Source organism: Limimaricola soesokkakensis, from assembly GCF_900172345.1.
GTDB classification, from domain to species: Bacteria; Pseudomonadota; Alphaproteobacteria; order Rhodobacterales; family Rhodobacteraceae; genus Limimaricola; species Limimaricola soesokkakensis.
The window spans coordinates 377,448-401,807 of record NZ_FWFY01000002.1; the positions used below are offsets into that span (position 1 = coordinate 377,448).

General features: G+C 68.6%; 21 protein-coding genes and 1 tRNA gene. 14 read left to right on the forward strand and 8 right to left on the reverse strand.

What is annotated here, in order from left to right:
• Positions 1-99: 99 nt before the first annotated feature.
• The 8 genes from cysQ to LOS8367_RS04600 all read left to right on the forward strand — a co-directional run bounded on the left by cysQ (position 100) and on the right by LOS8367_RS04600 (position 9,313).
• On the forward strand, positions 100-894 hold the full coding sequence (cysQ, locus tag LOS8367_RS04565; protein ID WP_085895283.1) for a 3'(2'),5'-bisphosphate nucleotidase CysQ: 795 nt from the start codon (positions 100-102) through the stop codon (positions 892-894).
• Positions 894-1,697, forward strand: coding sequence for a 3-deoxy-manno-octulosonate cytidylyltransferase (locus tag LOS8367_RS04570; protein WP_085895285.1), 804 nt, complete (start codon positions 894-896; stop codon positions 1,695-1,697). Before cysQ ends, LOS8367_RS04570 begins: the two co-directional genes overlap by 1 nt.
• Positions 1,694-2,938, forward strand: a complete 1,245-nt coding sequence (locus LOS8367_RS04575) for a glycosyltransferase family 2 protein (protein WP_085895287.1) — start codon at positions 1,694-1,696, stop codon at positions 2,936-2,938. The genes LOS8367_RS04570 and LOS8367_RS04575 overlap by 4 nt, the downstream gene beginning before the upstream one ends.
• 119 nt (positions 2,939-3,057) lie before the next feature.
• Positions 3,058-3,951, forward strand: coding sequence for a UTP--glucose-1-phosphate uridylyltransferase GalU (gene galU / locus LOS8367_RS04580; RefSeq protein WP_085895289.1), 894 nt, complete (start codon positions 3,058-3,060; stop codon positions 3,949-3,951).
• 27 nt (positions 3,952-3,978) lie between these two features.
• A complete protein-coding gene (locus LOS8367_RS04585; RefSeq protein ID WP_085895291.1) occupies positions 3,979-5,163 on the forward strand; it encodes a glycosyltransferase in 1,185 nt (394 codons plus the stop codon).
• 28 nt (positions 5,164-5,191) lie between these two features.
• On the forward strand, positions 5,192-6,202 hold the full coding sequence (locus LOS8367_RS04590) for a glycosyltransferase family 2 protein (protein ID WP_085895293.1): 1,011 nt from the start codon (positions 5,192-5,194) through the stop codon (positions 6,200-6,202).
• Entirely contained in the window at positions 6,199-7,899 is a 1,701-nt protein-coding gene (locus tag LOS8367_RS04595; RefSeq protein WP_085895295.1) for a DUF5927 domain-containing protein, read from the forward strand. The genes LOS8367_RS04590 and LOS8367_RS04595 overlap by 4 nt, the downstream gene beginning before the upstream one ends.
• Positions 7,892-9,313: a nodulation protein NodH gene (locus tag LOS8367_RS04600; RefSeq protein ID WP_085895297.1), complete on the forward strand. Its 1,422-nt coding sequence runs from the start codon at positions 7,892-7,894 to the stop codon at positions 9,311-9,313. The genes LOS8367_RS04595 and LOS8367_RS04600 overlap by 8 nt, the downstream gene beginning before the upstream one ends.
• A gap of 13 nt (positions 9,314-9,326) precedes the next feature.
• Here the strand turns inward: LOS8367_RS04600 and LOS8367_RS04605 are convergent, their stop codons facing one another.
• The 8 genes from LOS8367_RS04605 to LOS8367_RS04640 form a co-directional block, all read right to left on the reverse strand.
• The gene (locus tag LOS8367_RS04605; protein WP_085895299.1) at positions 9,327-9,791 is read right to left on the reverse strand and encodes a PTS sugar transporter subunit IIA; all 465 of its coding nucleotides are present in this window, start codon (positions 9,789-9,791) and stop codon (positions 9,327-9,329) included.
• A gap of 53 nt (positions 9,792-9,844) precedes the next feature.
• Positions 9,845-10,420 (reverse strand): ribosome hibernation-promoting factor, HPF/YfiA family, encoded by a 576-nt coding sequence (gene hpf, locus LOS8367_RS04610; protein ID WP_085895300.1) that lies wholly within the window; start codon positions 10,418-10,420, stop codon positions 9,845-9,847.
• A 214-nt stretch (positions 10,421-10,634) separates the two neighbouring features.
• A complete protein-coding gene (gene lptB / locus LOS8367_RS04615) occupies positions 10,635-11,393 on the reverse strand; it encodes an LPS export ABC transporter ATP-binding protein (protein ID WP_085895301.1) in 759 nt (252 codons plus the stop codon).
• Complete coding sequence (locus tag LOS8367_RS04620; RefSeq protein WP_085895302.1) at positions 11,390-11,872, reverse strand: LptA/OstA family protein; 483 nt, start codon at positions 11,870-11,872, stop codon at positions 11,390-11,392. The genes lptB and LOS8367_RS04620 overlap by 4 nt, the downstream gene beginning before the upstream one ends.
• Positions 11,869-12,480 (reverse strand): LPS export ABC transporter periplasmic protein LptC, encoded by a 612-nt coding sequence (lptC, locus tag LOS8367_RS04625; RefSeq protein WP_085895303.1) that lies wholly within the window; start codon positions 12,478-12,480, stop codon positions 11,869-11,871. The genes LOS8367_RS04620 and lptC overlap by 4 nt, the downstream gene beginning before the upstream one ends.
• The gene (locus LOS8367_RS04630) at positions 12,481-13,461 is read right to left on the reverse strand and encodes a KpsF/GutQ family sugar-phosphate isomerase (RefSeq protein ID WP_085895304.1); all 981 of its coding nucleotides are present in this window, start codon (positions 13,459-13,461) and stop codon (positions 12,481-12,483) included.
• Between the two features lies 1 nt (position 13,462).
• Complete coding sequence (locus tag LOS8367_RS04635) at positions 13,463-14,074, reverse strand: ribonuclease D (protein WP_085895305.1); 612 nt, start codon at positions 14,072-14,074, stop codon at positions 13,463-13,465.
• A 31-nt stretch (positions 14,075-14,105) separates the two neighbouring features.
• Positions 14,106-14,192: transfer RNA gene (locus tag LOS8367_RS04640), tRNA-Leu, on the reverse strand.
• A 230-nt stretch (positions 14,193-14,422) separates the two neighbouring features.
• On the opposite strand from LOS8367_RS04640, the gene LOS8367_RS04645 reads away from it, so the two are divergent.
• The 6 genes from LOS8367_RS04645 (at position 14,423) to LOS8367_RS04670 (ending at position 24,358) form a co-directional block, all read left to right on the forward strand.
• Complete coding sequence (locus LOS8367_RS04645; RefSeq protein ID WP_085895306.1) at positions 14,423-15,406, forward strand: complex I NDUFA9 subunit family protein; 984 nt, start codon at positions 14,423-14,425, stop codon at positions 15,404-15,406.
• A 16-nt stretch (positions 15,407-15,422) separates the two neighbouring features.
• Complete coding sequence (locus LOS8367_RS04650) at positions 15,423-16,229, forward strand: undecaprenyl-diphosphate phosphatase (protein WP_085895307.1); 807 nt, start codon at positions 15,423-15,425, stop codon at positions 16,227-16,229.
• A 157-nt stretch (positions 16,230-16,386) separates the two neighbouring features.
• Positions 16,387-17,826, forward strand: coding sequence for an NAD(P)-dependent oxidoreductase (locus LOS8367_RS04655; protein ID WP_085895308.1), 1,440 nt, complete (start codon positions 16,387-16,389; stop codon positions 17,824-17,826).
• A 134-nt stretch (positions 17,827-17,960) separates the two neighbouring features.
• Positions 17,961-18,680: a hypothetical protein gene (locus tag LOS8367_RS04660; protein WP_085895309.1), complete on the forward strand. Its 720-nt coding sequence runs from the start codon at positions 17,961-17,963 to the stop codon at positions 18,678-18,680.
• The gene (gltB, locus tag LOS8367_RS04665; protein WP_085895310.1) at positions 18,667-23,214 is read left to right on the forward strand and encodes a glutamate synthase large subunit; all 4,548 of its coding nucleotides are present in this window, start codon (positions 18,667-18,669) and stop codon (positions 23,212-23,214) included. Before LOS8367_RS04660 ends, gltB begins: the two co-directional genes overlap by 14 nt.
• 139 nt (positions 23,215-23,353) lie before the next feature.
• Positions 23,354-24,358, forward strand: coding sequence for an alpha/beta fold hydrolase (locus tag LOS8367_RS04670; protein WP_207569218.1), 1,005 nt, complete (start codon positions 23,354-23,356; stop codon positions 24,356-24,358).
• Positions 24,359-24,360: the final 2 nt, after the last annotated feature.

A 24,360-nucleotide genomic window follows, 5' to 3' on the forward strand; every position in this document is an offset into this window, starting at 1 on the left:
TCCTCAGGCAGGACATCATAAGGATATCGCTCCGCCTATCAACTTTGCACGAAGCGGATGACGATTTCGGGGCACCACATTGTTGAAAGGGACGATTGCATGGATTTCGAACGGCTGACGCAGGTAATGCGCACCCTGGCCATCGAAGCGGGCGAGAAGATCATGGAGATCTATGACGGCCCCGATTTCGACGTCCGCGCCAAGGGCGACGACAGCCCCGTCACCGCCGCCGACGAGGCCGCCGACGCGCTGATCTCGGCCGGTCTGCGCGAGGCCTTTCCCGACCTGCCCTTGGTCACCGAGGAGCAGGCCGACAGCCACGGTCAGTCCGTCTCGACCTTCCTGATCGTCGATCCGCTCGACGGCACCAAGGAATTCGTGCAGCGCCGCGGCGATTTCACCGTCAACATCGCCCTGGTCGAGGACGGCCAGCCCACCCGTGGCGTCGTCTACGCCCCCGCCAAGCAGCGCCTGTTCTACACCGATGCCTCCGGCGTCTCGGTCGAGGAACAGGGCCCCTTCGACGCCCGGACCGCGGGCGCCACGACGCCGATCTCGGTGTCGGTGCCCGAGGCCGCGCTGCGCGTCGTCGCCTCCAAAAGTCACCGCGACGCCGCCACCGACGACTATATCGGCAGGTACGAGGTCGCGGACATGAAGAGCGCGGGGTCCTCGCTCAAGTTCTGCCTCGTGGCGACCGGCGAGGCCGATCTCTACCCGCGGCTCGGCCGCACCATGGAATGGGACACGGCGGCCGGTCACGCAGTGCTGGCGGGCGCGGGCGGCCGCGTGGTCCGCTTCGACGATCACACCCCGCTGGGCTATGGCAAGCCGGGCTTCGAGAACCCGTTCTTCATCGCCCATGCGCCGGGCGTGGAGCTGGCGAAACCCTGATGTCCGTCCTGATCGTCATCCCCGCGCGCTATGCCTCGACCCGCTATCCCGGCAAGCCGCTGGTCGAACTCAGGGGCGCCACCGGCGAGGCGCGCAGCCTCGTCCGCCGCTCCTGGGAGGCGGCGCGGCAGGTGTCTGGCGACCCGCGTATCGTCGTCGCCACCGATGACGAACGGATCCGCGACCATGCGGAGGGATTCGGCGCCGAGGTGGTGATGACCTCGGAATCCTGCCGCAACGGCACCGAGCGCTGCGCCGAGGCGTTCGATGTGCTGGGCGGTGGCTTCGAGATCGTCGTGAACCTCCAAGGCGACGCGCCGTTGACGCCGCCCTGGTTCGTGGAGCGGCTGATCGAGGATCTGCGCGACCACCCGGTGGCCGAGGTGGCCACGCCGGTGCTGCGTGCCGATGCGGCGGCGCTGCAGGGATTCCGCGAGGATCGCCGCGCCGGCCGGGTCGGCGGCACCACCGCGGTCTTCGGTGCCGACAACACCGCGCTCTACTTCTCCAAGGAAGTCATCCCCTACACGGGCCGCGACGATTACGCCGCCGACGAGGCGACGCCGGTGTTCCACCATGTCGGCGTCTATGCCTACCGCCCCTCGGCGCTCGCCGCCTATGGCCGCTGGCCGCAGGGGCCGCTGGAGACGCTCGAGGGGCTGGAGCAGCTGCGCTTTCTCGAGCGTCGGGTGCCGATCCTCTGCGTCGAGGTCGAGGCGCGGGGACGGCAGTTCTGGGAGCTGAACAACCCGCAGGACGTGCCGCGGATCGAGGCGATGCTCGCCGAGATGCGGGTGGCGTGACGCCGGGGCGCGTCAGCGTCGTCATCGCCAGCCGCGGCCGTGCATCGGCGCTGCGGCTGTGCCTCACCGCCTTGGCGCAGAACCGTCACCCCGCCTATGAGGTGATCGTCGTCACCGATGCCGAGGGCGAGGCCACGCTGGCGCCATGGGGCGACCGCATCCGGGTGCGACGTTGCGACGAGGCCAATATCAGCCTCGCGCGCAACATCGGCATCGAGGCGGCGGCGGGCGAGGTGGTGGCTTTTCTCGACGATGATGCGCTGCCCGAGCCGGGCTGGCTCGCCGCGCTCACCTCGCCATTCGCGGACGAGACGGTGGCGGCGGCGGGCGGGTTCGTGCGCGGCCCCGGCCATCTGGGCTGGCAATGGCGGGCGCGGGCGGCCTTCGCCGATGGCAGCTGCCGCGACCTTGTCATGGAAAGGGACGAGACCATGGTGCTGCGCGGCCGGCTTGGGCGCGGCATCAAGACCGAGGGCACCAACATGGCGCTGCGCCGCTCGGTGCTCGCCGCGATGGGTGGCTTCGATCCGGCCTATCGATTCTATCTCGACGAGACCGACCTGAATCTGCGCCTCGCGGCGCTGGGCGCGCGCACCGCCGTGGTGCCGGGGGCGCAGGTGCATCACGGCTATCTCGAGAGCCCGCGCCGCCGCCATGACAGGGTGCCGCGGGACCTTTCCGAGATCGGCGCCAGCCTGGCGGTGTTCCTGCGGCGCCACGGCGCCCGGCTCGACGGCAATGCCCGGATCGAGGCCGAGCGGGCGGCGCAGCGGCGCAGGCTCTTGCACCACATGCAATGGGGCCGGATCGCCCCAAGCGATGTCGGGCCGCTGATGGCGGGCTTCGATGCCGGCGTCTCCGAGGGACGCCTGCGGGAGTTGAAGCGGCTGTCGCCGCTCGACGAGCCGCCGCCGCCCTTCGCGCCCCTGCATGACGACATGCCCGATATGCCCAGCGTCTGGCTGTCGGCCCGGCCCTTCACCGCGCGGGCGCAGATGGCCGAGGCCGCGATGCTCGCGGCGCGCGGCCACGTGGTGACCCTGCTGGTGCTGTGGCCCGATGCCCGACGCCACCGGCTGCGCTTCGATCCGCGCGGCGTCTGGGTCCAGTCGGGCGGGCTGTTCGGGCCGTCGCTGCCGGGCGACCCGGCCTTCCGCTACTGGCGTTTCGCCGAGCGTGCGGCCTTCGAGGAAGCGCGCCAGAGAGCGCTGCGCGACCCCGCCGCCGGTGGTGCGGTCTGATGCGATGAAACCGCCATTGTAATCGCGTGTTCTGTGATAGACAGATGTGACAGCACATCGTGATTTCGTTTTCTACGCCTCCGCTTTTTTCGGAGTGGCGACCCAAAGGACTTAGACAGATGACACAACGCGTGACCAAGGCCGTCTTCCCCGTTGCAGGACTTGGAACACGTTTCCTTCCGGCCACCAAATCGGTGCCCAAGGAAATCATGACCCTCGTCGACAAGCCGTTGATCCAATACGCGATCGACGAGGCCCGCGCCGCCGGGATCGAGGAGTTCATCTTCGTTACCGCGCGTGGAAAATCGGCGCTCGAGGACTACTTCGACCATTCCCCCGAACTGGAAGCGCGTCTCGCCGAGGATGGCAAGCAGCAGCTGCTCGACGTGCTGAAATCGACCTACATGCCGTCGGGCGCCATCGCCTATATCCGCCAGCACCAGGCGCTGGGCCTCGGCCATGCCGTGTGGTGCGCCCGCCACCTGATCGGCGACGCGCCCTTCGCGGTGATTCTGCCCGACGACGTGATCGCGGCCGACAAGCCCTGCCTGCAGCAGATGGTCGAGGCGCACCGCGAGACCGGCGGCTGCATGGTCGCCGCGATGGAGGTGCCGAACGAGCGCACATCCTCCTACGGCGTGCTCGACGTCGAGCCGGGTGAGAGCAATGCGATGAAGGTGCGCGGCATGGTCGAAAAGCCCAAGCCCGCTGACGCGCCTTCGAACCTCGCGGTGATCGGCCGCTACATCCTGTCGCCCGAGGTGATGCACCACCTCGATTCCGGCGAAAAGGGTGCAGGCGGCGAGATTCAGCTGACCGACGCCATCGCCAAGGAAATCGACGGGCCGCGCGGCGTCTATGGCTACCGTTTCGCAGGCGAGCGCTACGATTGCGGCTCGAAGGCAGGCTTCCTGCAGGCGACTGTGGCCTTCGGCCTCGCCCGCGAGGAGTTGCGCGACGAGTTCGGCCAGTATCTCAACGAGGTCATGGGTCTGCGCAACGCCGCGCAGTAATCGCGACGTAGGCGGATACCCGGCCACATGGGCGCGCCCAGGGCGCTGGTTCTCGACCTGACGCGGCTCGCGAGCCGCGCCGGGCGGACGAGGACAGGCGTCGACCGGGTCGAGCGGGCCTGGCTCGATGCCTGCCTCGCCGAGGCGCGGCCGGTCTTCGGACTGCTGCGCTCGCCGATCGGTTTTCTACTTCTTGATCGCGCCGGGCTGGCGCGCTTTGCCGCCGCGTCGGATACCGATGAATGGGGCGCGGCGGGCCGCGTGGCATCGCTGTTTCGCAGGCTGGATCCACCCCGGCGCGCGGCGCAGGGCCATGTTCGTCGCCATGCCATCGCTCGCAGCACGCGGCCCGGGCTCGAACGGATGCTGCGCCATCATCTGCCGCCAGGTGCGCTCTATCTCAACACCGGCCATGCCGATCTCGACGACCGGGTGATGCGGGCGATGCGGGGTGCGGGCGCGCGGATCGCGGTTCTGCTGCACGATACGATACCGCTCGATCTGCCTTGGGCCGCGCGCCCCGGCATAGCGGAAGGCTTTGCCGCGAAGCTCGATGTGGTGGCGCGCCATGCCGACCGGGTCATCGTCACCGCCCGGACCACGGCCGCGCCGGTGACGGCGCATCTGGCCCGGCGCGGCTGCCTGCCCGAGATCGTCGTGGCGCCGCTGGGCGTCACGTCGGCCCGGCCCGATCCCACGACCCTGCCGCCGGGGCTCGATCTGGAAGCGCCTTTCATGGTGGTGCTGGGCACCATCGAGCCGCGCAAGAATCACGCGCTGCTGCTCGACGTCTGGGAGCGGCTGGGTCCGCAGGCGCCACGGTTGCTGATCTGCGGGGCGCGCGGCTGGAACAATGCCGACGTCTTTGCCCGGCTCGACCGGGGCGTGGCCGGCGTGACCGAGCTTCCGGGCCTGTCGGACCCGGCGATCGCGGCGCTTCTGGAACGGGCGCGGGCGCTGCTCTTTCCCTCGCTGGCCGAGGGCTACGGGCTGCCGCCGCTCGAGGCGCTGGCCCTGGGCTGCCCGGTGATCTGTGGCGATCTTGCCATCTGCCGCGAATTGCTCGGGGACCGCGCCGTTTACTGCGACCCGACCGATCGCTACCGGTGGGAACGGGCGGTCCGGGCGCAGGCCGCGATCTCCGAAACCCCGCCTCGTCTCGCCCCGCCCAGCTGGGAGGCTCATGTCGCCCGCGCCCTGGACGGGCTGTGAGACGCGGATCGCGAGGAGGGGCAGGCGCGTGAAGGCCTGGCAGGCATATCGGTTGAGATTGCAGCGCAAGCGCTGGCGACTGCGCGCGCTGCGCAAGCGGCGCGAGCTGTCGGTAGTGGCCGACCGCACCGATAAGATCCGCCCCGCCGACATCCTCGTGCTGACCACCCTCCGCAACGAGAACGCGCGGCTGCCGCATTTCTTCGACTACTACCGGCGGCTCGGGGTGGGCCATTTCCTGGTGGTCGATAATGGCAGCACGGATGGCGGCGCCGAATATCTCGCGGCGCAGGAGGACGTGTCGCTGTGGCGCACGGAGGCGAGCTACAAGCGCGCGCGCTTCGGGGTCGATTGGCTCAACTGGCTGGCGCGCCGCCATGGCCACGGCCACTGGTGCCTAACCGTCGATCCCGACGAGCTGCTGGTCTATCCGTTTTGCGATACGCGGCCGCTCAAGGCGCTGACCGACTGGCTCGACGCGTCGTCGATCCGCAGCTTCGGGGCGATGCTGCTCGACCTTTACCCAAAGGGGCCGATCGGCGCGCAGGCATACGAGCGCGGGGATGATCCGCTCGACATCGCCTGCTGGTTCGATCCCGGCAATTACAGCCTGTCGCGCAACGCGACCTACGGCAATCTCTGGATCCAGGGCGGGCCGCGGGCGCGCAGCTTCTTCGCGGACGACCCCGAACGCGCGCCCGCGCTCAACAAGATCCCGCTGGTGAAGTGGGACCGCCGCTTCGCCTATGTCAGCTCGACCCACATGCTGCTGCCGCGCGGGCTCAACCTCGTCTTCGACGAGTGGGGGGGCGAGAAGACCTGCGGCATGCTGCTCCATACCAAGTTTCTCGACGGCTTTTCCGACAAGGCCCGCGAGGAGCTGCGGCGCCGCCAACATTACGCCGCAAGCGCCGAATACAAGGCCTATGCCGCCGCGCTTGAGGCGGAGCCCGAGCTGTGGTGCCGATGGAGCGAAAGATACATCAACTGGCGTCAACTCGAGGTGCTGGGGCTGATGTCGCGGGGCAACTGGACATGAGCTTCGGGGTCGTCATCCTCGTGCACAACGCACTGGACCGCGCGGCCCAGGTGATCCGGCACTGGGCAAGCGCGGGCTGCCCGGTGGTGGTGCATGTCGACCGTGCCGTGCGTCGCGCTCGGTTCGAACGGTTTCGCGAGGATCTCGAGGATCTGTCCGACCGAGTCCTTTTTTGCGCGCGCCACCGCTGCGAATGGGGCGGCTGGGGCATCGTCGCGGCGACCCAGTCCGGGGCGGAACTGCTGCTGGAGCGATTTCCGGGCCTGGGACACGTTTATCTGGCTTCTGGCTCCTGCGTGCCACTGCGCCCGGTGGCGGAGCTCGACGCCTATCTCGCGGCGCGGCCCCGCACCGATTTCATCGAGAGCGCCCGGGTCACGCAGGTTCCCTGGACCGTTGGTGGCCTGTCCGAGGAGCGCTTCACGCTGCGCTTCCCGTTTTCTTGGAAGCGACGGCGCTGGCTGTTCGACCGTTACGTGGCGCTGCAGCGCCGGCTCGGGGTGCGGCGCAGCCTGCCCGCAGGGTTCGAGCCGTATATGGGCTCGCAATGGTGGTGCCTGTCGGCGGCGACGCTTCGCGCGATCCTGTCGGATCCGCAGCGCCCGGAGATCGACCGCTATTTCCGCCGGGTCTGGATTCCCGACGAGAGCTATTTCCAGAGCCTCGCGCGGCGCTGGTCGACGCATATCGAAAGCCGATCGCTGACGATGTGCAAGTTTGATTTTCAGGGCAAGCCACACCTGTTTTACGATGATCATTTACCGTTGCTGCGCCGCTCGGGTTGTTTCGTGGCGCGCAAGATCTGGCCGCGGGCGCAGGCAATCTACGACGAGATGGCGACAGGCGGCCATCCGGCAGATGAAGCTGCGCCTTCGCCCGCGCGCATCGACCGGGTCTTTGCCGAGGCGACCGAGCGGCGGGTGCGCGGCCGGTCGGGCCTCTACATGCAGAGCCGTCTGCCGAATCCGGGCTGGGAGAACGGCTTCACCGCCGCGCCCTATGGCGTGCTCGAAGGCTTCGCCGAGCTACAAGACGGCTTCACGGAGTGGTTCGCCCGCGCCAGCGGCGCCACGGTGCATGGCCATATCTTCGCGCCGGAGCGGGTCGAGTTCGCGGATGGAGCGACGGTCTGGCGCGGGGCCATGTCGGACAGCGCGGCGCTGCGCGACCACCAAGGGCCGCGCTTTCTCACTAACCTGATCTGGAACGGGCGAGGCGCGCGGCAGGTATTCCAGTTCGGCCCGCGCGACAGCCAGCGGGTGAGTTGGGACATCGCCAAGGATCCCAATGCGAGGATCGGCGTGATCTCGGGAGCCTGGGCGGTGCCGCTGTTCCGCTCGGGCCGACCGGCGGCGCGGCTTTGCGATCTGGCGGCACGGCTGCAGCAGGTCGAGGCCGATCACCTCGCGGCGCTGCGCTCGCCCCAGGCCAAGGCGCGGATTCGCGTCTGGACGCTGGCGGAATTCCTTGAGGCGCCGGCCGAGGCGCTGGCGCTGATGCTGTCGGACATCGCGCCGGGCCGAGCAGGGCCGCCGCCCGCACCGCCCGCCATGGTGCCGCTCGACGGGTTGGGACGTTTCCTGCAGGAGATGCGCAATCTCGGTATGCATCCCTATTTGACCGGCGACATTCCGATCGAGCCGCCGGCACCGCGCCGACCTGCGCCGCGGCCCTACCTTGTGAGACCCCATGCCTGAATTCGACAGCTTCGTGGTGCTCGCTGAGATGCGCACCGGCTCGAATTTCCTCGAAGCCAATTTGAACGCGCTCGACGGCGTGCGCTGCCATGGCGAGGCGTTCAACCCGCATTTCATCGGCAGCCCGCAAGACGCGCCGATCCTCGGGTTTGATCGCACCGCGCGCGACGCGGATCCCACCGCGCTCTTGGCGCGGCTGCGGGCGGCGCCCGGCCTCAACGGGTTTCGCTATTTCGGCGATCACGATCCGAGGCTCTTCGCCCCGATCATGGACGAGCCGCGCATTGCCAAGATCGTGCTGACCCGTAACCCGCTCGATTCCTATGTCAGCCATCGCATCGCCGCCGCCACCGGGCAGTGGAAGCTTACCGATGCGCGCCATGCCCGTGCCGCGCGCATCCGTTTCGAGCCGGAAGGATTCGAGGCGCATCTGCAGCGGCTGCAGGAGACGCAGATCCGGATCATGGGGGCGCTGCAACGGCGCGGACAGACCGCCTTCTACGTCGATTACGCGGATCTGCAGGATGTCGATGTCCTGAACGGCCTCGCGGCCTGGCTCGGGGTGACGGGGCGGCTCGAAACTCTCGACCGAGGGCTCAAGAAGCAGAACCCCGGCCCGATCACGGACAAGGTCGAGAATGTCGAGGAGATGCAGGCGGCGCTGGCGCGGATCGACAGGTTCGACCTGCACCGCACGCCGAATTTCGAGCCGCGGCGCGGCGCGATGGTGCCGGGCTACATCGCCGCCGCGACCACGGGTCTGTTGTGCCTGCCGCTGACATCGGGGCCCGAGACGGCGCTTCGGCATTGGCTCGAAGCGCTCGATGGCGCGCCGGTGCGCGAGGGGTTCACGCAAAAGACGCTGCGCGACTGGCGCCGCGCCCATCCCGGGCATCGCAGCTTCGCGGTGCTGCGCCACCCGGTGGCGCGGGCCCATGCCGCCTTTTGCGACCGGATCCTGTCCACGGGCCCCGGCTCTTATAGCGAGATCCGCAAAACGCTGCGTCACCGCCATGGGCTGCCGATCGATGCGGCTGCGAACGGGCCCGATCTCGATCCGGCGCGGCACCGCGCGGCCTTCTTGCAATTCGCGGGCTTCCTGAAGGCCAATCTCGGCGGCCAGACCGCGATCCGCGTCGATGCGGCATGGGCCAGCCAGAGTGCGCTGTTGCAGGGCGCGGCCTCGGTCGAAAGCCCGGATGCGGTGCTGCGCGAGGCGGAGTTGGCGCGCGACCTGTCATGGATCGCCGCGCAGCTCGGGCGCGAAGCGCCGCCGTGGCGGCCCGCGCCGGACCCGCAGGAGGCCGCGCTCGTGGCGATCTACGATGCCGAGGTCGAGCGGGCGATTCGCACGGTCTATGCGCGCGATTACGATCGCTTCGGGTTCGGAGATTGGCAGCCGCTGCGCGGCTGAGGGCCCCGGAGGGTCAGGCGGCCTGTATTGCCGGGCCCTCGGTGAGGATCGCATGCAACGTGCCGATCTCGGCATTGGCGCGCAGCTTCTGGCAGGTGGCGGCGTCGCGCAGCGTGCGCGAGACCAGCGCCAGCGCTTTCAGATGCTCGACGCCGCTGCCATCCGGCGCCAGCAGGCAGAAGACGAGGTCCACCGGCTGGCGGTCGATCGAATCGAATTCGAGGGGCTTTTCCAGCCGGATGAACAGGCCGCGCACCCGCTCGAGCCCTTCGAGCCGGGCATGCGGCAGCGCCACACCATGGCCGACGCCGGTCGGGCCGAGGCCTTCGCGCTCGAGCAGCGCCTCGACCACGCGGCCCGAGGGCAGGTCGTAGCAGCTCTCGGCGAGGTCCCCGAGATCCTGGAATAGGCGCTTCTTGGAGCTGGTGGAGGCCAGCATCTTCACGCCCTCGGAGGGTAGGATCTCGGAAATCTGCATAGGGAATCCCCTGTCTGCGAGGCGGGCTCGGAGAGCCAGGATCTAGCGCCCTCCTAGCCGATGTTGCGCGGGTCGATCCAGCCGAAATTGCCGTCCTCGCGGCGATAGACCACGTTGATCCCGCTATGCTTCTCGTTTCGGAACACCAGCACCGGCGCATCCGCCAGCTCAAGCTGCATCACCGCTTCACCGACCGAGAGCTCGGGAATCTTCGATTCCATCTCCGCGACGATCATCGGTGCCAGGCCGTCCTGCTCGGTCTCTTCATTGTCTCCTGACGCGGCGAGGATATAGGAGCCCGCGAGGGATTGTTCAACCGGGTTCGGGCGCGCCTTGTGGTGGTCCTTCAGGCGGCGCTTGTAGCGCCTGAGCTGCTTGTCCATTTTCTCGCAGCAGGCTTCGAAAGCGGCGTAGATCTCGGTGGCGCGGCCGGTGGCCTGGGCGTTCAGCCCGGTGGACAGATGCACCACGGCTTCGCAGACATGCTCATGGCCGGAGCGCGAGAACACCACGTTGGCATCGGTCGGGCGACCGGCATATTTGCCGACGGTCGCGCCCAGTTCGGTCTGCACATGTATCTGCAGCGACTCGCCGATCTCGATCTGCTTGCCGGTGATCTGGTAGCGCATGGACGTCTCCTTTGGGGGCACGGCTCCGCGAAGCGAGCCTCGGGCTCGCGTCGCTCAGGGGCCGGCAAGGGGTGAGGATGGGCAGGGCCCGCGCTGTCCGCGCGCCGTGCGGCCCGTTGCGTCGGAGCCGTCTGAAGCTGTGGACAAGGGTGTCTGGCCTGCGTCATCGAGTCCCATCTCGCCCGATCGCGGCCCCGCTTGTCAACTTCGCCGTTCAGCCGATGCGGAAGCCTTGGCCGAGATAGACGCGACGTACATTTTCGTCGCGCACCACCTCGTCGGTGGTGCCCGACATCAGAACGCGGCCGTCATGCAGGATGTAGGCACGATCGACGATGCCCAGCGTCTCGCGGACATTGTGGTCGGTGATCAGCACGCCGAGGCCCCGGGTCTTGAGCGCCGCCACGAGGTCGCGGATGTCGCCCACCGCGATCGGGTCGACGCCCGCGAAGGGCTCGTCGAGCAGCACGTAGCGCGGATTCGCGGCAAGGCAGCGCGCGATCTCGACGCGACGTCGTTCGCCGCCCGACAGCGCCAGCGCGGGCGCGCGGCGCAAATGGCCGATCGAGAAATCCGACAGGAGCTCCTCGAGCCGCTCGCGCCGCGAGGTGCGGTCAGGCTCGGCGATCTCCAGTACCGCGAGGATGTTGTCCTCGACGTTGAGGCCGCGGAAGACCGACATCTCCTGCGGCAGATAGCCGATTCCGAGCCGGGCGCGGCGGTACATCGGCAGCAAAGTCGCGTCGCGCCCGTCGATCGTCACCTGGCCGCCCTCGGGCGTCACGAGGCCCGCGATCGAATAGAAGCAGGTGGTCTTGCCCGAGCCGTTGGGGCCCAAGAGCGCCACCACCTCGCCGCGGTCGAGATGCAGCGACACGTCACGGATCACCGGGCGCTTGCGGTAGCTCTTGCGCAGCCCGGCGACCCGCAGCCCGCCTTGGCCCGGTGTCACGTCAAGCTCGGGCGGCGTCACTGCGCGGGCTCGATCACGGTGCGCACCTGACCTTCGAGCTGCGCCGTGCCGGCGGCAAGGTCGATCACCATGCTTTGCGACGACAGCGCGGTGCGCGCCTGCGTCAGCAGCACGTCGCCGGTGAGGGTGAGGTTGCCGCCGGCGATGTCATAGACCGCGCGGTCGGCCTCTGCGGCCTCGGTCGGGGTGACGAAGGTGACGCCGCCCTCGGCCTCCAACCGCGAAATCTCGCCCGTGGCGTCGTCATAGACCACCTCGACCGTGGCGGCGGAGATCTTCATCTCGCCCTGGCCGATCAGCACCTCGCCCTCAAAGGTGGCGCGGCCCGTGGCCTGATCGACGCTGAGTCGCTCGGCGGTGATCTCGACCGGCGCGTCGGGATCGGCGGCGAGCCCGCCCAGCGCCATCTGCGTCTGCGCGGCGGCGAGGCCCGGCAGCATCAGCAGGATCGTCAGCATGGCGGTCATCATGCGGGTCATCGGCGCTCTCCCTGGTTCGCTGGATCATATAGCAGCCGAACCCCGCCGGAGAACACCATGCGCGGCGCGCCGCCCTCAGGCAGGGTGGTGCGCATCGCGGCGGCGCTGAGCGTACCATAGGGCGCGGTCACGCTGATCTCCCCGGTCGAGACCAGCCCGCCGGTGCCCAGATCGGCTTCGAGCGTCGGGGTCTCGACGCTGTAGCCGTTGCTGCTGGTGACCGATACCGGCCCGTCGAGGCGCAACAGATTGCGGCCGGTCTCGATCTCGCCACGCGCGGCGCTCAGCTCGATCCGGGTATCGCCGGGGCCTTCGATGGTGCCGCGCGGCGCCTCGACCGCGAAGATTCCCTCGCCGGCCTCGCGCGGTCGCACCGTATCGGCGGCGATCGCGATCGAGGCGCCGCTTTCGGTGCGGCCGGCGAATCGCGGCGCGCTGACGCGCTGTTCCGCGGCGATCGCCTCGATCTCGGCGAAGGGGATCTCGCTTGGCCCGGAGGGGCCCCGGGCGATCAGGAACAGCGTCGAGAGCAGGATCAGCCCGATCAGCGGCAGCGCCACCTTGGCCCAGCCGATGAATCGCGAATAGGCGTTGTCGCGGGCGTGCATTCAGGCGACGCCGGCGCGCAAGCAATCATGGATGTGCAGGATGCCCAAGGGCCTGCGCGCCGCGTCGTACTCGTCCACCACGAAGAGGCAGGTAATCTTGCGCTCGTTCATCTGCGCCAGCGCTTCGGCCGCCAGCGCGTCGGGTCGGATGGTGCGCGGCGCCGGCGTCATCACCTCATGGGCCACATGATCGAGCAGCCCGGCCATGTGACGCCGCAGATCGCCATCGGTGACGATGCCGCAAAGACCGCCTTCCGGATCGGTGACGCCGACCACGCCGAACCCGGCGCCGGTGATCGCCAGGAGCGTGTCGGCCATCGGCGTGTCGCGATCGACCAGCGGCAGTTCCCTGGCCCCGTGCATCAGGTCGCGCACCCGCGCCAGCCGCGCCCCGAGCTTGCCGCCCGGATGGAAGGCGCGGAAATCGGCGGCGGTGAAGCCGCGGCCGCGCATCAGCGCGATCGCCAGCGCGTCGCCCAGCGCCAGCGTCATCGTGGTGGACGTGGTGGGCACCACGCCGATGCCGCAGGCCTCGGGCAAGGCGGGCAGGACGATGGCGATGTCGGCCTGGGTCATCAGCGTGCTCTCGGGCCGTGCCGCGACGCCGATCAGCGGGATGCCGAAGCGGCGGGTATGCGCCACGAGATCGGCCAACTCGGGGGTCTCGCCGGAATTCGACAGCACCAGCACCACGTCGCCGCGGGTGATCATGCCGAGATCGCCGTGGCTGGCCTCGGCGGGATGCACGAAGGAAGCGGGGGTGCCGGTCGAGGCGAGGGTGGCGGCGATCTTGCGCGCGACGTGGCCCGACTTGCCCATGCCCGAGACGATGACCCGTCCGGGGGCCGCGCGGATCGCTTCGAGCGCCGCGCCGAAGCCGCCGTCGAGCCCGCGTGCCAGTGCGGCGAGGCCCGCCGCCTCGTCGGCGATCACCTGCCGCGCGACTTCCAGATCGTCGGGGCGCTGGGTGTCCTCGGTCATGTCAGTGCGAGAAGATGTCGGTGTCGGGCCAGCCCGCGAGGTCGAGCCTGGCGCGGGTAGGCAGGAAGTCGAAGCAGGCCTGCGCCAGTTCGCTGCGCCCTTCGCGCGCCAGCTTGGCGTCGAGCGCCTCCTTCAGCCGATGCAGGTACAGCACGTCCGAGGCGGCGTAGTCGAGTTGCGCCGGGCTCAGCTCCTCGGCGCCCCAGTCGGATTGCTGCTGCTGCTTGGAGATGTCGACGCCGACCAGCTCCTGCAGCAGCTGCTTCAGCCCATGCCGGTCGGTGAAGGTGCGCACCAGCTTCGAGGCAATCTTGGTGCAGTAGACCGGGGATGCGGTGGCGCCGAAGGCGTGCTGCATCGCGGCGATGTCGAACCGGCCGAAATGGAACAGCTTGAGGATGTCGGGGTCTTCGAGCAGCCGCACGAGATTGGGGGCTTCGGACTGGCCGGGATGGACCTGGATCATGTGGCAATGGCCGTCGCCGCCCGACATCTGCACCAGGCAGAGCCGGTCGCGCATCGGGTTCAGACCCATGGTCTCGCAATCGATCGCCACGACGGAGCCGAGGTCGAGATCGTCGGGAATATCGTTCTGGTAGAGATAGTTCGCCATGATCCCTCGCGTTTCTCAATACGAGGAGGGATGGTGCCCAGGAGAGGACTCGAACCTCCACGTCCTTTCGGACACTGGCACCTGAAGCCAGCGCGTCTACCAATTCCACCACCTGGGCAGGTCGTGTGAGGGGCGATCTACGGAATGCCGCAGGGGGTGTCAACGGGCAATTCGCGGGAATTTCGGTTGTCGCGGCGGAAGCGGGCCGTCGCTCGGGATGCGCCGCTTGTCGGGCATGCGGCGACGGCGATGCCGGTGACAGGGAGAGCCGCCCGGATCGGCGCTTGTCCGCGCCCGCCCCGGCGGGTAAACCGCGAGGCGTCAATTCACCTTATCAGGGCGGGGCCGATGACCGGACTTGTGACCATCTACGGCGGATCGGGCTTCCTCGGGCGCTATATCACGCGCCGGCTGGCGCAGCAGGGCTGGCGCGTCCGCGTGGCCTGCCGCCGCCCCGAGGAAGCGCTTTTCGTGCGCACCTACGGCGTGGTGGGCCAGGTCGAGCCGGTGTTCTGCAACATCCGCGACGACGACAGCGTGCGCGCGGCGATGACCGGCGCACAGGCGGTGGTCAACTGCGTAGGCGTGCTGGCCGAAAAGGGCCGCAACACCTTCAAGGCGGTGCAGCAGGAGGGCCCCGAGCGGATCGCCCGTCTCGCCGCGGAGCTGGGCGTGGCGCGGATGGTGCATGTCTCGGCGATCGGCGCCGATGCCGACAGCCCGAGCGAATACGCGCGCAGCAAGGCCGCGGGCGAGCAGGGTGTGCTGCGGCACATGCCGCAGGCGGTGATCCTGCGCCCCTCGATCCTGTTCGGCGCCGAGGACGAGTTCTTCAACCGCTTCGCCTCGATGGCGCAAATTTCGCCGGTGATCCCGGTGGTCGGGGCCGGCACCCGGTTTCAGCCGGTGCATGTCGACGACGTGGCCCATGCCGCGGCGCTGGCGATCGAGGGTCGCGCCGCGCCGGGGATCTACGAGCTGGGCGGGCCGGACGTGCATACCTTCCGCGAGCTGATCGTGCAGATGCTGCACTACATCCGCCGCCGTCGCCTCGTGCTGTCGCTGCCCTTCGGCGTGGGCCGGATCATGGCAAGCGTCGGAGGGCTGATGCAGACGCTGAGCCTCGGGCTGGTGCGGGCGCCGATCACCGCCGATCAGGTCGCCAATCTGCGCCGCGACAATGTCGTGAGCCCGGGCGCCAAAACTTTCGCCGATCTGGGCCTGTCGCCGATCGCGATGGAGGCCGTGCTGCCGGACTACCTGTGGCGATTCCGCCCCTCGGGGCAGTATCTGGCCATCAAGGAATCGGCGCGCAACCTGCGCAACCACTGAACGGACGGACATCGCCATGACCGGAGATACGATTCTCCTGCCACTCCTCCTGGGCCTTCTGGAGGGGCTGACGGAGTTCATCCCGGTGTCCTCGACCGGGCATCTGCTGCTGGCGGGGCATTTCCTGGGATTCGAGAGCGCCGGGCGCACCTTCGAGGTGGTGATCCAGCTCGGCGCGGTGCTGGCGCTACTCACCGTCTATTTCGGGCAGCTCTGGGGCGTGCTGCGGGCGGCGCCCGCGGACCCGGCGGCGCGGCGCTTCGTCTGGGCGGTGCTGATCGCCTTCCTGCCGGCGGCGGTGATCGGCGTGCTGGCGCATGACCTGATCAAGACGGTGCTGTTCGAGACGCCGGCCCTGATCGCGGTGATGCTAGTGCTGGGCGGGGTGGTGCTGCTCTTCGCGGACCGCATGGCACCGGAGCCGCGCCACGAGGACGCGATGCGGCTGCCGGTCCGCACGGCGCTGGCGATCGGCTTCTTCCAGGTGCTGGCGATGGTGCCGGGCGTATCGCGCTCGGGCGCGACCATCGTCGGCGGGCTGTCGATGGGCGTGGGCAAGCGCGCGGCGGCCGAGTTCTCGTTTTTCCTGTCGATGCCGACCATGGCCGGGGCCGTGGCCTATGACCTGTTCCAGAATCGCGACGTGCTCGACTGGGGCGCGCTCAACGAGATCGCGATCGGTTTCGTCGTGGCCTTCGTCACCGCCGTGGTCGTGGTGAAATGGCTGCTGGGCTACGTGTCGCGGCATGGCTACGCGCTGTTCGGCTGGTGGCGAATCGTGATCGGGGCGGGGGCGTTGCTGGGCATTTTTATAGCCGGCTGAGGCGATAGGTCATTTGTTGTGACCTAAAATCGCCAATCGGACCGAAGATTTCGATCCGATTGGCGCGAAAACCGCTAACTAGGTCAGCAATGCTGACTTTTCATGTGGTCAAGCATTGGCTATCCCCTCGGCACGCCCAGCCAGAGGGAGACCAGCCATGGCCGAAAACAAGATGCTGAAATTCGTGTCCGTGCCGCGTGACATGCCGGAGAAGCGTCTGGCGGCCGCGCGGCGCGAGGACTTCCACGAGATCTATGCCGAGTTCGCCCGCGACAAGGCGGCCGAGCAGTCGAGCCGCTGCAGCCAGTGCGGCGTGCCCTACTGCCAGACGCATTGCCCGCTGCACAACAACATCCCCGACTGGCTGCGCCTGACCGCCGAAGGCCGTCTGCAGGAGGCCTATGAGGTCTCCCAGGCGACCAACACCTTCCCCGAGATCTGTGGCCGCATCTGCCCCCAGGACCGGCTCTGCGAAGGCAACTGCGTGATCGAGCAGTCGGGGCACGGCACCGTCACCATCGGCTCGGTCGAGAAGTACATCACCGACACCGCCTGGGAGGAGGGCTGGGTCCAGCCGATCCGCCCCGCTCGCGAGCGCTCCGAGAGCGTCGGCATCATCGGCGCCGGGCCGGGTGGTCTGGCAGCGGCCGACTATTTGCGCCGTGCCGGCGTGCAGGTCACCGTCTATGACCGCTACGACCGCGTCGGCGGGCTGATGACCTACGGCATTCCGGGCTTCAAGCTCGAGAAGGAGGTCGTGGACCGTCGCACCAAGCAGTTCGAGGAATCGGGCGTCGAGTTCGTGCTGAACTGCAAGGTCGGCGAGGACATCTCCTTCGACGCGATCCGTGGCAAGCACGACGCGGTGCTGATCGCCACCGGCGTCTACAAGTCGCGCGACCTGCCCGACAGCGACCATGGCGGCGTGGTCCGCGCCATCGACTACCTCACCGCCTCGAACCGCAAGAACTTTGGCGACGAGGTGCCGGAATACGACAGCGGCGAGTTGAACGCCGAGGGCAAGAAAGTCGTCGTGATCGGCGGCGGTGACACCGCGATGGACTGCGTGCGCACCGCGATCCGTCAGGGCGCGACCAGCGTGAAGTGCCTCTATCGCCGCGACCGGGCCAACATGCCGGGCAGCCAGCGCGAGGTGGCCAACGCCGAGGAGGAGGGCGTCGAGCTGGTCTGGCTCTCGGCTCCCAAGGGCTTCGAGTGCGGCCCTGACGGGGTCAAGGGTGTGCATGTCCACAGGATGCGCCTTGGCACGCCGGATGCCACGGGCCGCCGCATGCCCGAGAAGATCGAGGGCGCGGATTACCTCGAAGAGGCCGATCTGGTGGTCAAGGCGCTGGGCTTCGAGCCCGAGGACCTGCCGCAGCTCTGGGGCGTCGAGGGACTGGAGGTGACCCGCTGGGGCACGGTGCGGGCCGAGTTCGGCACCGGCGCCACCTCGCTCGACGGCGTCTTCGCCGTGGGCGACATCGTGCGCGGGGCTTCGCTCGTCGTCTGGGCGATCCGCGACGGGCGTGACAGCGCCTCGGCGATCGTGGAGTATCTCGACCAATCCGCCAGCGCCAGCGTCGCTGCCGAGTGAGCTAGCGGCGCGAGGCCCGATCGGCCCGCGCGCGATCCATGTCTCGGTTCAGGGGCCGAGGCCCCGGCCACCCGGCCGGGGCGGCCTGACCCCCGATCACACCACGTCCCGCGATCCTGTTTTCGGAGACCGCCATGAAGACGCCCATCGCCCTCCTGATCTGCGCGCTGCCGATGACGGCCGCCGCGCAGGGGCCGCGTCAGGTGACGCTGCCCGAGGGCTGCACTGCCGAGATGACCGTGCAGGCCGCGAACTGCACCGTCTCGCATCATTTCACCTGCGAGGGCGACCCAGAGGGCTGGCGCCGCAGGGTCGATCTCGACCTCGACGGCGTGAGCTATTTCGGGGCCATCGACGCCGAAACCCAATGGGTCGAGAGCGTCTATCCCCGCGCCGACCGGCGCGAGGAGCTGGCCCCCGACCCGGCCGACCCGGCCTCGTTCAGCGAGCTGGTCGAGGCCGGCGCCGACAGCTTCGATTTCACCACGATCTCCGATCAGGTCGGCGAGACCCGCTATGTCGGATTCGACAGCCTGACCGGCGAGACCGTCACCATCGACGGCGTCGAGCTGGAGCGCACCGATTACGAGGTCCGGGCCATCGGCCCCGATGGCGAGCAGATCTGGCGCAGCACCGGCTCGGAATTCATCGACCGGACGCGGCGCATCTTCCTGTCGGGCACCAGCGAGGTGACCAACGCGCAAGGCACCTTCACCTCCGACGACAGCCCCGTCGAATTCATCTTTCCGGACGAGCCGGGCTTCCTCTCGTCCAACCCCAAACACGGCTGCGGCGCGACCATGTCGTCGGCGCCCGCCTCCACCGCGAAGGAGATCTTCCATGACCACCTATGATGACGCCTGGGTCGCCTCGGAAGAGGCCAAGCGCAAGTACATGGCCGAGAACGGTCTCTACCGCGAGGATGACGAGCACGCCTCCTGCGGCGTCGGCCTCGTCGTGTCGATCGACGGCTCGCCCTCGCGCGCGGTGGTCGAAAAGGGCATCGCCGCGCTGAAGGCGGTCTGGCATCGCGGCGCCGTCGACGCCGACGGCAAGACCGGCGACGGCGCCGGCATCCACGTGCAGATCCCGCGCGCCTTCTTCGAGGACCAGATCCGCCGCACCGGCCACGAGCCGATGGCCGGCCGCCGCATCGCCGTGGGCCAGGTGTTCCTGCCGCGCAACGATTTCGGCGCGCAGGAAACCTGCCGGACCATCGTCGAGACCGAGGTGCTCCGCATGGGGCACTACATCTATGGCTGGCGCCACGTGCCGGTCGACATCACCTGCCTCGGTGAAAAGGCCAACGCCACCCGCCCCGAGATCGAGCAGATCCTGATCCGCTGTGAGAAGGACATCGACGAGGAGCAGTTCGAGCGCGAGCTCTACATCATCCGCCGCCGCATCGAGCGCGCCGCCACCCAGGCCGGCGTGCGCGAGCTCTACCTCGCCTCGCTGTCCTGCCGCTCGGTGATCTACAAGGGCATGATGCTGGCCGAGCAGGTGGCGGTGTTCTACCCCGACCTGATGGACCCGCGCTTCGAGAGCGCCTTCGCGCTCTATCACCAGCGCTATTCGACCAATACCTTCCCGCAATGGTGGCTGGCCCAGCCCTTCCGCATGCTTGCCCATAACGGCGAGATCAACACGCTCAAGGGCAACATCAACTGGATGAAGAGCCACGAGATCCGGATGGCCTCCTCGACCTTCGGAGAGATGGCCGAGGACATCAAGCCGATCGTGCCGCAGGGCTCCTCGGACTCGGCCGCGCTCGATTCGGTGTTCGAGGTGCTGGTCCGCGCCGGCCGCAACGCGCCGATGGCCAAGACCATGCTGGTGCCCGAGGCCTGGTCCAAGAGCCGGGTCGAGATGCCCCAGGCCTGGCAGGACATGTATTCCTACTGCAACGCGGTGATGGAGCCTTGGGATGGTCCCGCGGCGCTCGCCATGACCGATGGCCGCTGGGTCTGCGCCGGTCTCGACCGCAACGGGCTGCGGCCGATGCGCTACGTCGTCACCGGCGACGGGCTTCTGGTCGCGGGTTCCGAGGCGGGCATGGTGCCGGTCGACGAGGCCAGCGTGATCGAGAAGGGCGCGCTCGGGCCTGGCCAGCTGATCGCGGTCGACATGAAAGAGGGCAAGCTGTTCCACGACAGCGAGATGAAGGACAAGCTCGCCGCCTCGCAGCCCTTCAGCGAGTGGATCGAGAAGGTCGTGAACCTCAACGACATCCTGCGCGACGTGCCGGAGGAGCCGCTCTTCGAGGGCCCCGAGCTGCGCAAGCGCCAGATCGCCGCCGGCTACTCGATCGAGGAGCTGGAGCAGGTGCTCGCGCCGATGGCCGAGGACGGCAAGGAGATGATCGCCTCGATGGGCGACGACACCCCCTCCGCCGTGCTTTCGACCAAGTACCGGCCGCTGTCGCATTTCTTCCGGCAGAACTTCTCGCAGGTCACCAACCCGCCGATCGACTCGCTTCGCGAGAGCCGGGTGATGTCGCTCAAGACCCGCTTCGGCAACCTCAAGAACGTGCTCGACGAAAGCTCCAGCCAGGCGGAGATCCTGGTGCTGGAGAGCCCGTTCATTGCCAATGCCGAGTTCGACACCATGGTCGAGCAGTTCGGCGACCAGGTGGCCTTCATCGACTGCACCTTCCCGACGGGCGGTGCACCCGACGGGCTGCGCGCGGGTCTCGAGCGGATCCGGGCCGAAGCCGAGGACGCGGTGCGTTCGGGTGCGGGGCACATCGTGCTCACCGACCAGCATCAGGACGAGGACCGCGTCCCGATGCCGATGATCCTCGCCACCTCGGCCGTGCATTCGTGGCTGACCCGCAAGGGCCTGCGCACTTTCTGCTCGGTCAACGTGCGCTCGGCCGAGTGCATCGACCCGCATTACTTCGCGGTGCTGATCTCCTCGGGTGCGACCACGGTGAACGCCTATCTGGCGCAGGACAGCCTTGCAGACCGCCTGAACCGCGGCCTGCTTGAAGGCACGCTCACCGACATCATGCGCCGCTACCGCGATGCGGTGGATGCGGGCCTGCTGAAGATCATGGCCAAGATGGGCATCTCGGTAATCTCCTCCTATCGCGGTGGCCTGAACTTCGAGGCCGTGGGCCTGTCGCGCGCCATGTGCGCCGAGTATTTCCCCGGCATGCACAGCCGCATCTCGGGCATCGGTCTCACCGGCATCCAGAAGAAGCTGGAAGAGGTGCACGCCCGCGGCTGGACCAAGCCCGGCGCCGATCTCGGGACGCTGCCGATCGGCGGTTTCTACAAGTCGCGCCGCTCAGGCGAGAAGCACGCCTGGGAAGCCACGACCATGCACATGATGCAGGCCGCCTGCGACCGCGCCTCCTTCGAGCTGTGGAAGCAATACGCCTCGACCATGCAGGCCAACCCGCCGATCCACCTCCGCGACCTTCTGGCGATCAAGCCGATGGGCGAGGCGGTGCCGATCGAGCAGGTCGAGAGCATCACCTCGATCCGCAAGCGCTTCGTCACGCCGGGCATGTCGCTGGGGGCGCTCAGCCCCGAGGCGCACAAGACGCTCAACGTCGCGATGAACCGCATCGGCGCCAAGTCCGACTCGGGCGAGGGCGGCGAGGATCCGGCGCATTTCCTGCCCGAAGCCAACGGCGACAACCCGAGTGCCAAGATCAAGCAGGTGGCATCGGGCCGCTTCGGCGTCACCGCCGAATACTTGGGCGCCTGCGAGGAGCTGGAAATCAAGGTGGCGCAGGGCGCTAAGCCCGGCGAGGGCGGCCAGCTTCCCGGCATGAAGGTCACCAAGCTGATCGCGCGGCTGCGGCATTCGACGGAAGGGGTCACGCTGATCTCGCCGCCGCCGCATCACGACATCTACTCGATCGAGGACCTTGCGCAGCTGATCTACGACCTCAAGCAGATCAACCCGCGCGCCAAGGTGACGGTGAAGCTGGTCTCCTCCTCGGGCGTCGGCACCATCGCCGCCGGCGTGGCCAAAGCCAAGGCCGACGTGATCCTGATCTCGGGCCATAATGGCGGCACCGGGGCCTCGCCCGCGACCTCGATCAAATATGCGGGTCTTCCGTGGGAGATGGGTCTCACCGAGGCGCACCAGGTGCTGTCGATGAACAACCTGCGCGACCGGGTCACGCTCAGGACCGATGGCGGCCTGCGCACCGGCCGTGACATCGTCATGGCGGCGATGATGGGGGCCGAGGAATACGGCATCGGCACCGCCGCGCTGATCGCGATGGGCTGCATCATGGTCCGCCAGTGCCAGTCCAACACCTGCCCGGTGGGGGTCTGCACCCAGGACGAGGCGCTGCGCCAGAAGTTCACCGGCAACGCCGACAAGGTGGTCAACCTGATCACCTTCTACGCCCAAGAGGTCCGCGAGATCCTCGCCTCGATCGGCGCGCGTTCGCTTGACGACGTGATCGGCCGCGCCGACCTGCTGACTCAGGTCAGCCGTGGCTCGGCGCATCTCGACGATCTCGACCTCAACCCGCTGCTGATCACCGTGGATGGCACCAACCGCATCCGCTACGACCGCAACAAGCCGCGCAACGAGGTGCTCGACACGCTCGACGCCGAGATCGTCAAGGATGCCCGCCGCTTCCTCGAGGACGGCGAGAAGATGCAGCTGCAATACGCGGTGCAGAACACGCACCGCACCATCGGCACCCGCACCTCGGCGCATATCGTCGAGAATTTCGGGATGCGGAACCAGCTGCAGCCCGACCACCTGACCGTCAAGCTCACCGGCTCGGCGGGCCAGTCGCTCGGCGCCTTCGCCGCCCCCGGCCTGAAGATCGAGGTGTCCGGCGACGCCAACGACTATGTCGGCAAGGGCCTCTCCGGCGGTACCATCGTGGTGCGCCCGGCGATGGCGAGCCCGCTGGTGGCCTCGGAGAATACGATCATCGGCAACACCGTGCTCTACGGCGCGACGGCGGGCTACCTCTTCGCCGCCGGTCGGGCGGGCGAGCGCTTCGCGGTCCGCAACTCGGGCGCGCATGTGGTGATCGAAGGCTGCGGCACCAATGGCTGCGAATACATGACCGGCGGCGTCGCGGTGATCCTCGGCTCGATCGGTGCGAACTTCGGTGCCGGCATGACCGGCGGCATGGCCTATCTCTACGACCCCGATGGCCTCGCCGAGCCGCTGATGAACACCGAGACGCTGGTCACCTGCGGCGTCACGGTCGAGCATTGGGAAAACCAGCTCAAGGGTCTGATCGAGCGCCACCAGCTCGAGACCGGCAGCCGCAAGGCCGCCGAGATCCTGCAGCACTGGGACAGCGAGAAGCACAACTTCCTGCAGGTTTGCCCCAAGGAGATGCTGCGCCACATCCCGCACCCGCTCACCGTCGAGAAGGTGGCCCTGCCGGCCGAGTGACGGCCTGAGCGAAATCGAAAACAGGGGCCGGCGCGGCGACGCGCCGGCCCCGCGTCGTTTTGGGGCAGGGGAACTTGGCGCAGTCTGGCGCGTAATCCCTGCGCCGCGCTGCAGCGCGCGCCCGCAATGGAGCCGGCCCATGACCCAGACCCCGCCCCCTGCCTACCGACAGCATCCTCCCGCGCGACGCCGCCCGATCCGCACGCTGGCCGGGCTCGCCGCGACCGCGCTGGCCGTGTCGGCCTATGCCAACCATCGCGCCGCCATGCAGGCCGAGCGCGACAATCCGCCTCGGGGGCGGTTCCTCGATCTGCACGGCGTGCGGCTGCATTACCTCGATCGCGGCGACGGCCCGGTGCTGGTGCTGCTGCACGGCAATGGCAGCATGATCGAGGATTTCGTGGGCAGCGGCCTCGTGGCGATGGCAGCACGGACGCATCGCGTCATCGTCTTCGACCGGCCCGGCTTCGGCCACAGCACCCGGCCGCGTGGCCGGGTCTGGAGCGCCGCCGCGCAGGCGGATCTGCTGCACGCGGCGCTGCGCCATCTCGGCGTGGCGCGGGCCACCGTGTTGGGCCACTCCTGGGGCTGCGCGGTGGCGGTGGCGCTGGCACGACGCGATCCGGGCATGGTCGGGGCGCTGGTGCTGGCCGCCGGCTATCACTACCCGACGGCGCGGCCCGAGGTGATCGGCCTCTCTGCCCCGGCGGTCCCGGTGCTGGGCGACGCGCTGCGCTACACCATTTCCCCGCCGCTGGCCCGGCTGATCTGGCCCCGGCTGATCCGCCGGATCTTCGCCCCCGCGCCGGTGGCGCCCGGTTTCGCCGGGTTCCCGCGCGAGATGGCCCTACGTCCCTCGCAGCTGCGCGCCAGCGGCGCCGAAACCGCGATGATGATCCCGCAGGCCGCCGCGGCGCGCCACGGCTACCGCGAACTGCGCATGCCGGTGGCGATCATCGCCGGGGCGGATGACCGGGTCGTTGATTCCGAGGCGCAGTCGGCGCGGTTGCACCGCGAGATCGCCCAGAGCAGCTACACCGTGCTGCCGGGGGTGGGGCACATGATCCACCAGACCGCGCCCGAGGCGGTGATGGCGGCGATCGAGCGGGCGGAAGGGCGCGTGGGGACCGCGCGACCGGCTTGACC

What these genes read in the sequence shown, in the direction of transcription:
- cysQ (WP_085895283.1), top strand. Translation starts at nt 100, where the DNA reads ATGGATTTCGAACGGCTGACGCAGGTAATGCGCACCCTGGCCATCGAA.
- LOS8367_RS04570 (WP_085895285.1), top strand. Translation starts at nt 894, where the DNA reads ATGTCCGTCCTGATCGTCATCCCCGCGCGCTATGCCTCGACCCGCTAT.
- galU (WP_085895289.1), top strand. Translation starts at nt 3,058, where the DNA reads ATGACACAACGCGTGACCAAGGCCGTCTTCCCCGTTGCAGGACTTGGA.
- LOS8367_RS04585 (WP_085895291.1), top strand. Translation starts at nt 3,979, where the DNA reads ATGGGCGCGCCCAGGGCGCTGGTTCTCGACCTGACGCGGCTCGCGAGC.
- LOS8367_RS04595 (WP_085895295.1), top strand. Translation starts at nt 6,199, where the DNA reads ATGAGCTTCGGGGTCGTCATCCTCGTGCACAACGCACTGGACCGCGCG.
- LOS8367_RS04600 (WP_085895297.1), top strand. Translation starts at nt 7,892, where the DNA reads ATGCCTGAATTCGACAGCTTCGTGGTGCTCGCTGAGATGCGCACCGGC.
- LOS8367_RS04605 (WP_085895299.1), bottom strand. Translation starts at nt 9,791, where the DNA reads ATGCAGATTTCCGAGATCCTACCCTCCGAGGGCGTGAAGATGCTGGCC.
- hpf (WP_085895300.1), bottom strand. Translation starts at nt 10,420, where the DNA reads ATGCGCTACCAGATCACCGGCAAGCAGATCGAGATCGGCGAGTCGCTG.
- LOS8367_RS04620 (WP_085895302.1), bottom strand. Translation starts at nt 11,872, where the DNA reads ATGACCCGCATGATGACCGCCATGCTGACGATCCTGCTGATGCTGCCG.
- lptC (WP_085895303.1), bottom strand. Translation starts at nt 12,480, where the DNA reads ATGCACGCCCGCGACAACGCCTATTCGCGATTCATCGGCTGGGCCAAG.
- LOS8367_RS04630 (WP_085895304.1), bottom strand. Translation starts at nt 13,461, where the DNA reads ATGACCGAGGACACCCAGCGCCCCGACGATCTGGAAGTCGCGCGGCAG.
- LOS8367_RS04635 (WP_085895305.1), bottom strand. Translation starts at nt 14,074, where the DNA reads ATGGCGAACTATCTCTACCAGAACGATATTCCCGACGATCTCGACCTC.
- LOS8367_RS04645 (WP_085895306.1), top strand. Translation starts at nt 14,423, where the DNA reads ATGACCGGACTTGTGACCATCTACGGCGGATCGGGCTTCCTCGGGCGC.
- LOS8367_RS04650 (WP_085895307.1), top strand. Translation starts at nt 15,423, where the DNA reads ATGACCGGAGATACGATTCTCCTGCCACTCCTCCTGGGCCTTCTGGAG.
- LOS8367_RS04655 (WP_085895308.1), top strand. Translation starts at nt 16,387, where the DNA reads ATGGCCGAAAACAAGATGCTGAAATTCGTGTCCGTGCCGCGTGACATG.
- LOS8367_RS04660 (WP_085895309.1), top strand. Translation starts at nt 17,961, where the DNA reads ATGAAGACGCCCATCGCCCTCCTGATCTGCGCGCTGCCGATGACGGCC.
- gltB (WP_085895310.1), top strand. Translation starts at nt 18,667, where the DNA reads ATGACCACCTATGATGACGCCTGGGTCGCCTCGGAAGAGGCCAAGCGC.
- LOS8367_RS04670 (WP_207569218.1), top strand. Translation starts at nt 23,354, where the DNA reads ATGACCCAGACCCCGCCCCCTGCCTACCGACAGCATCCTCCCGCGCGA.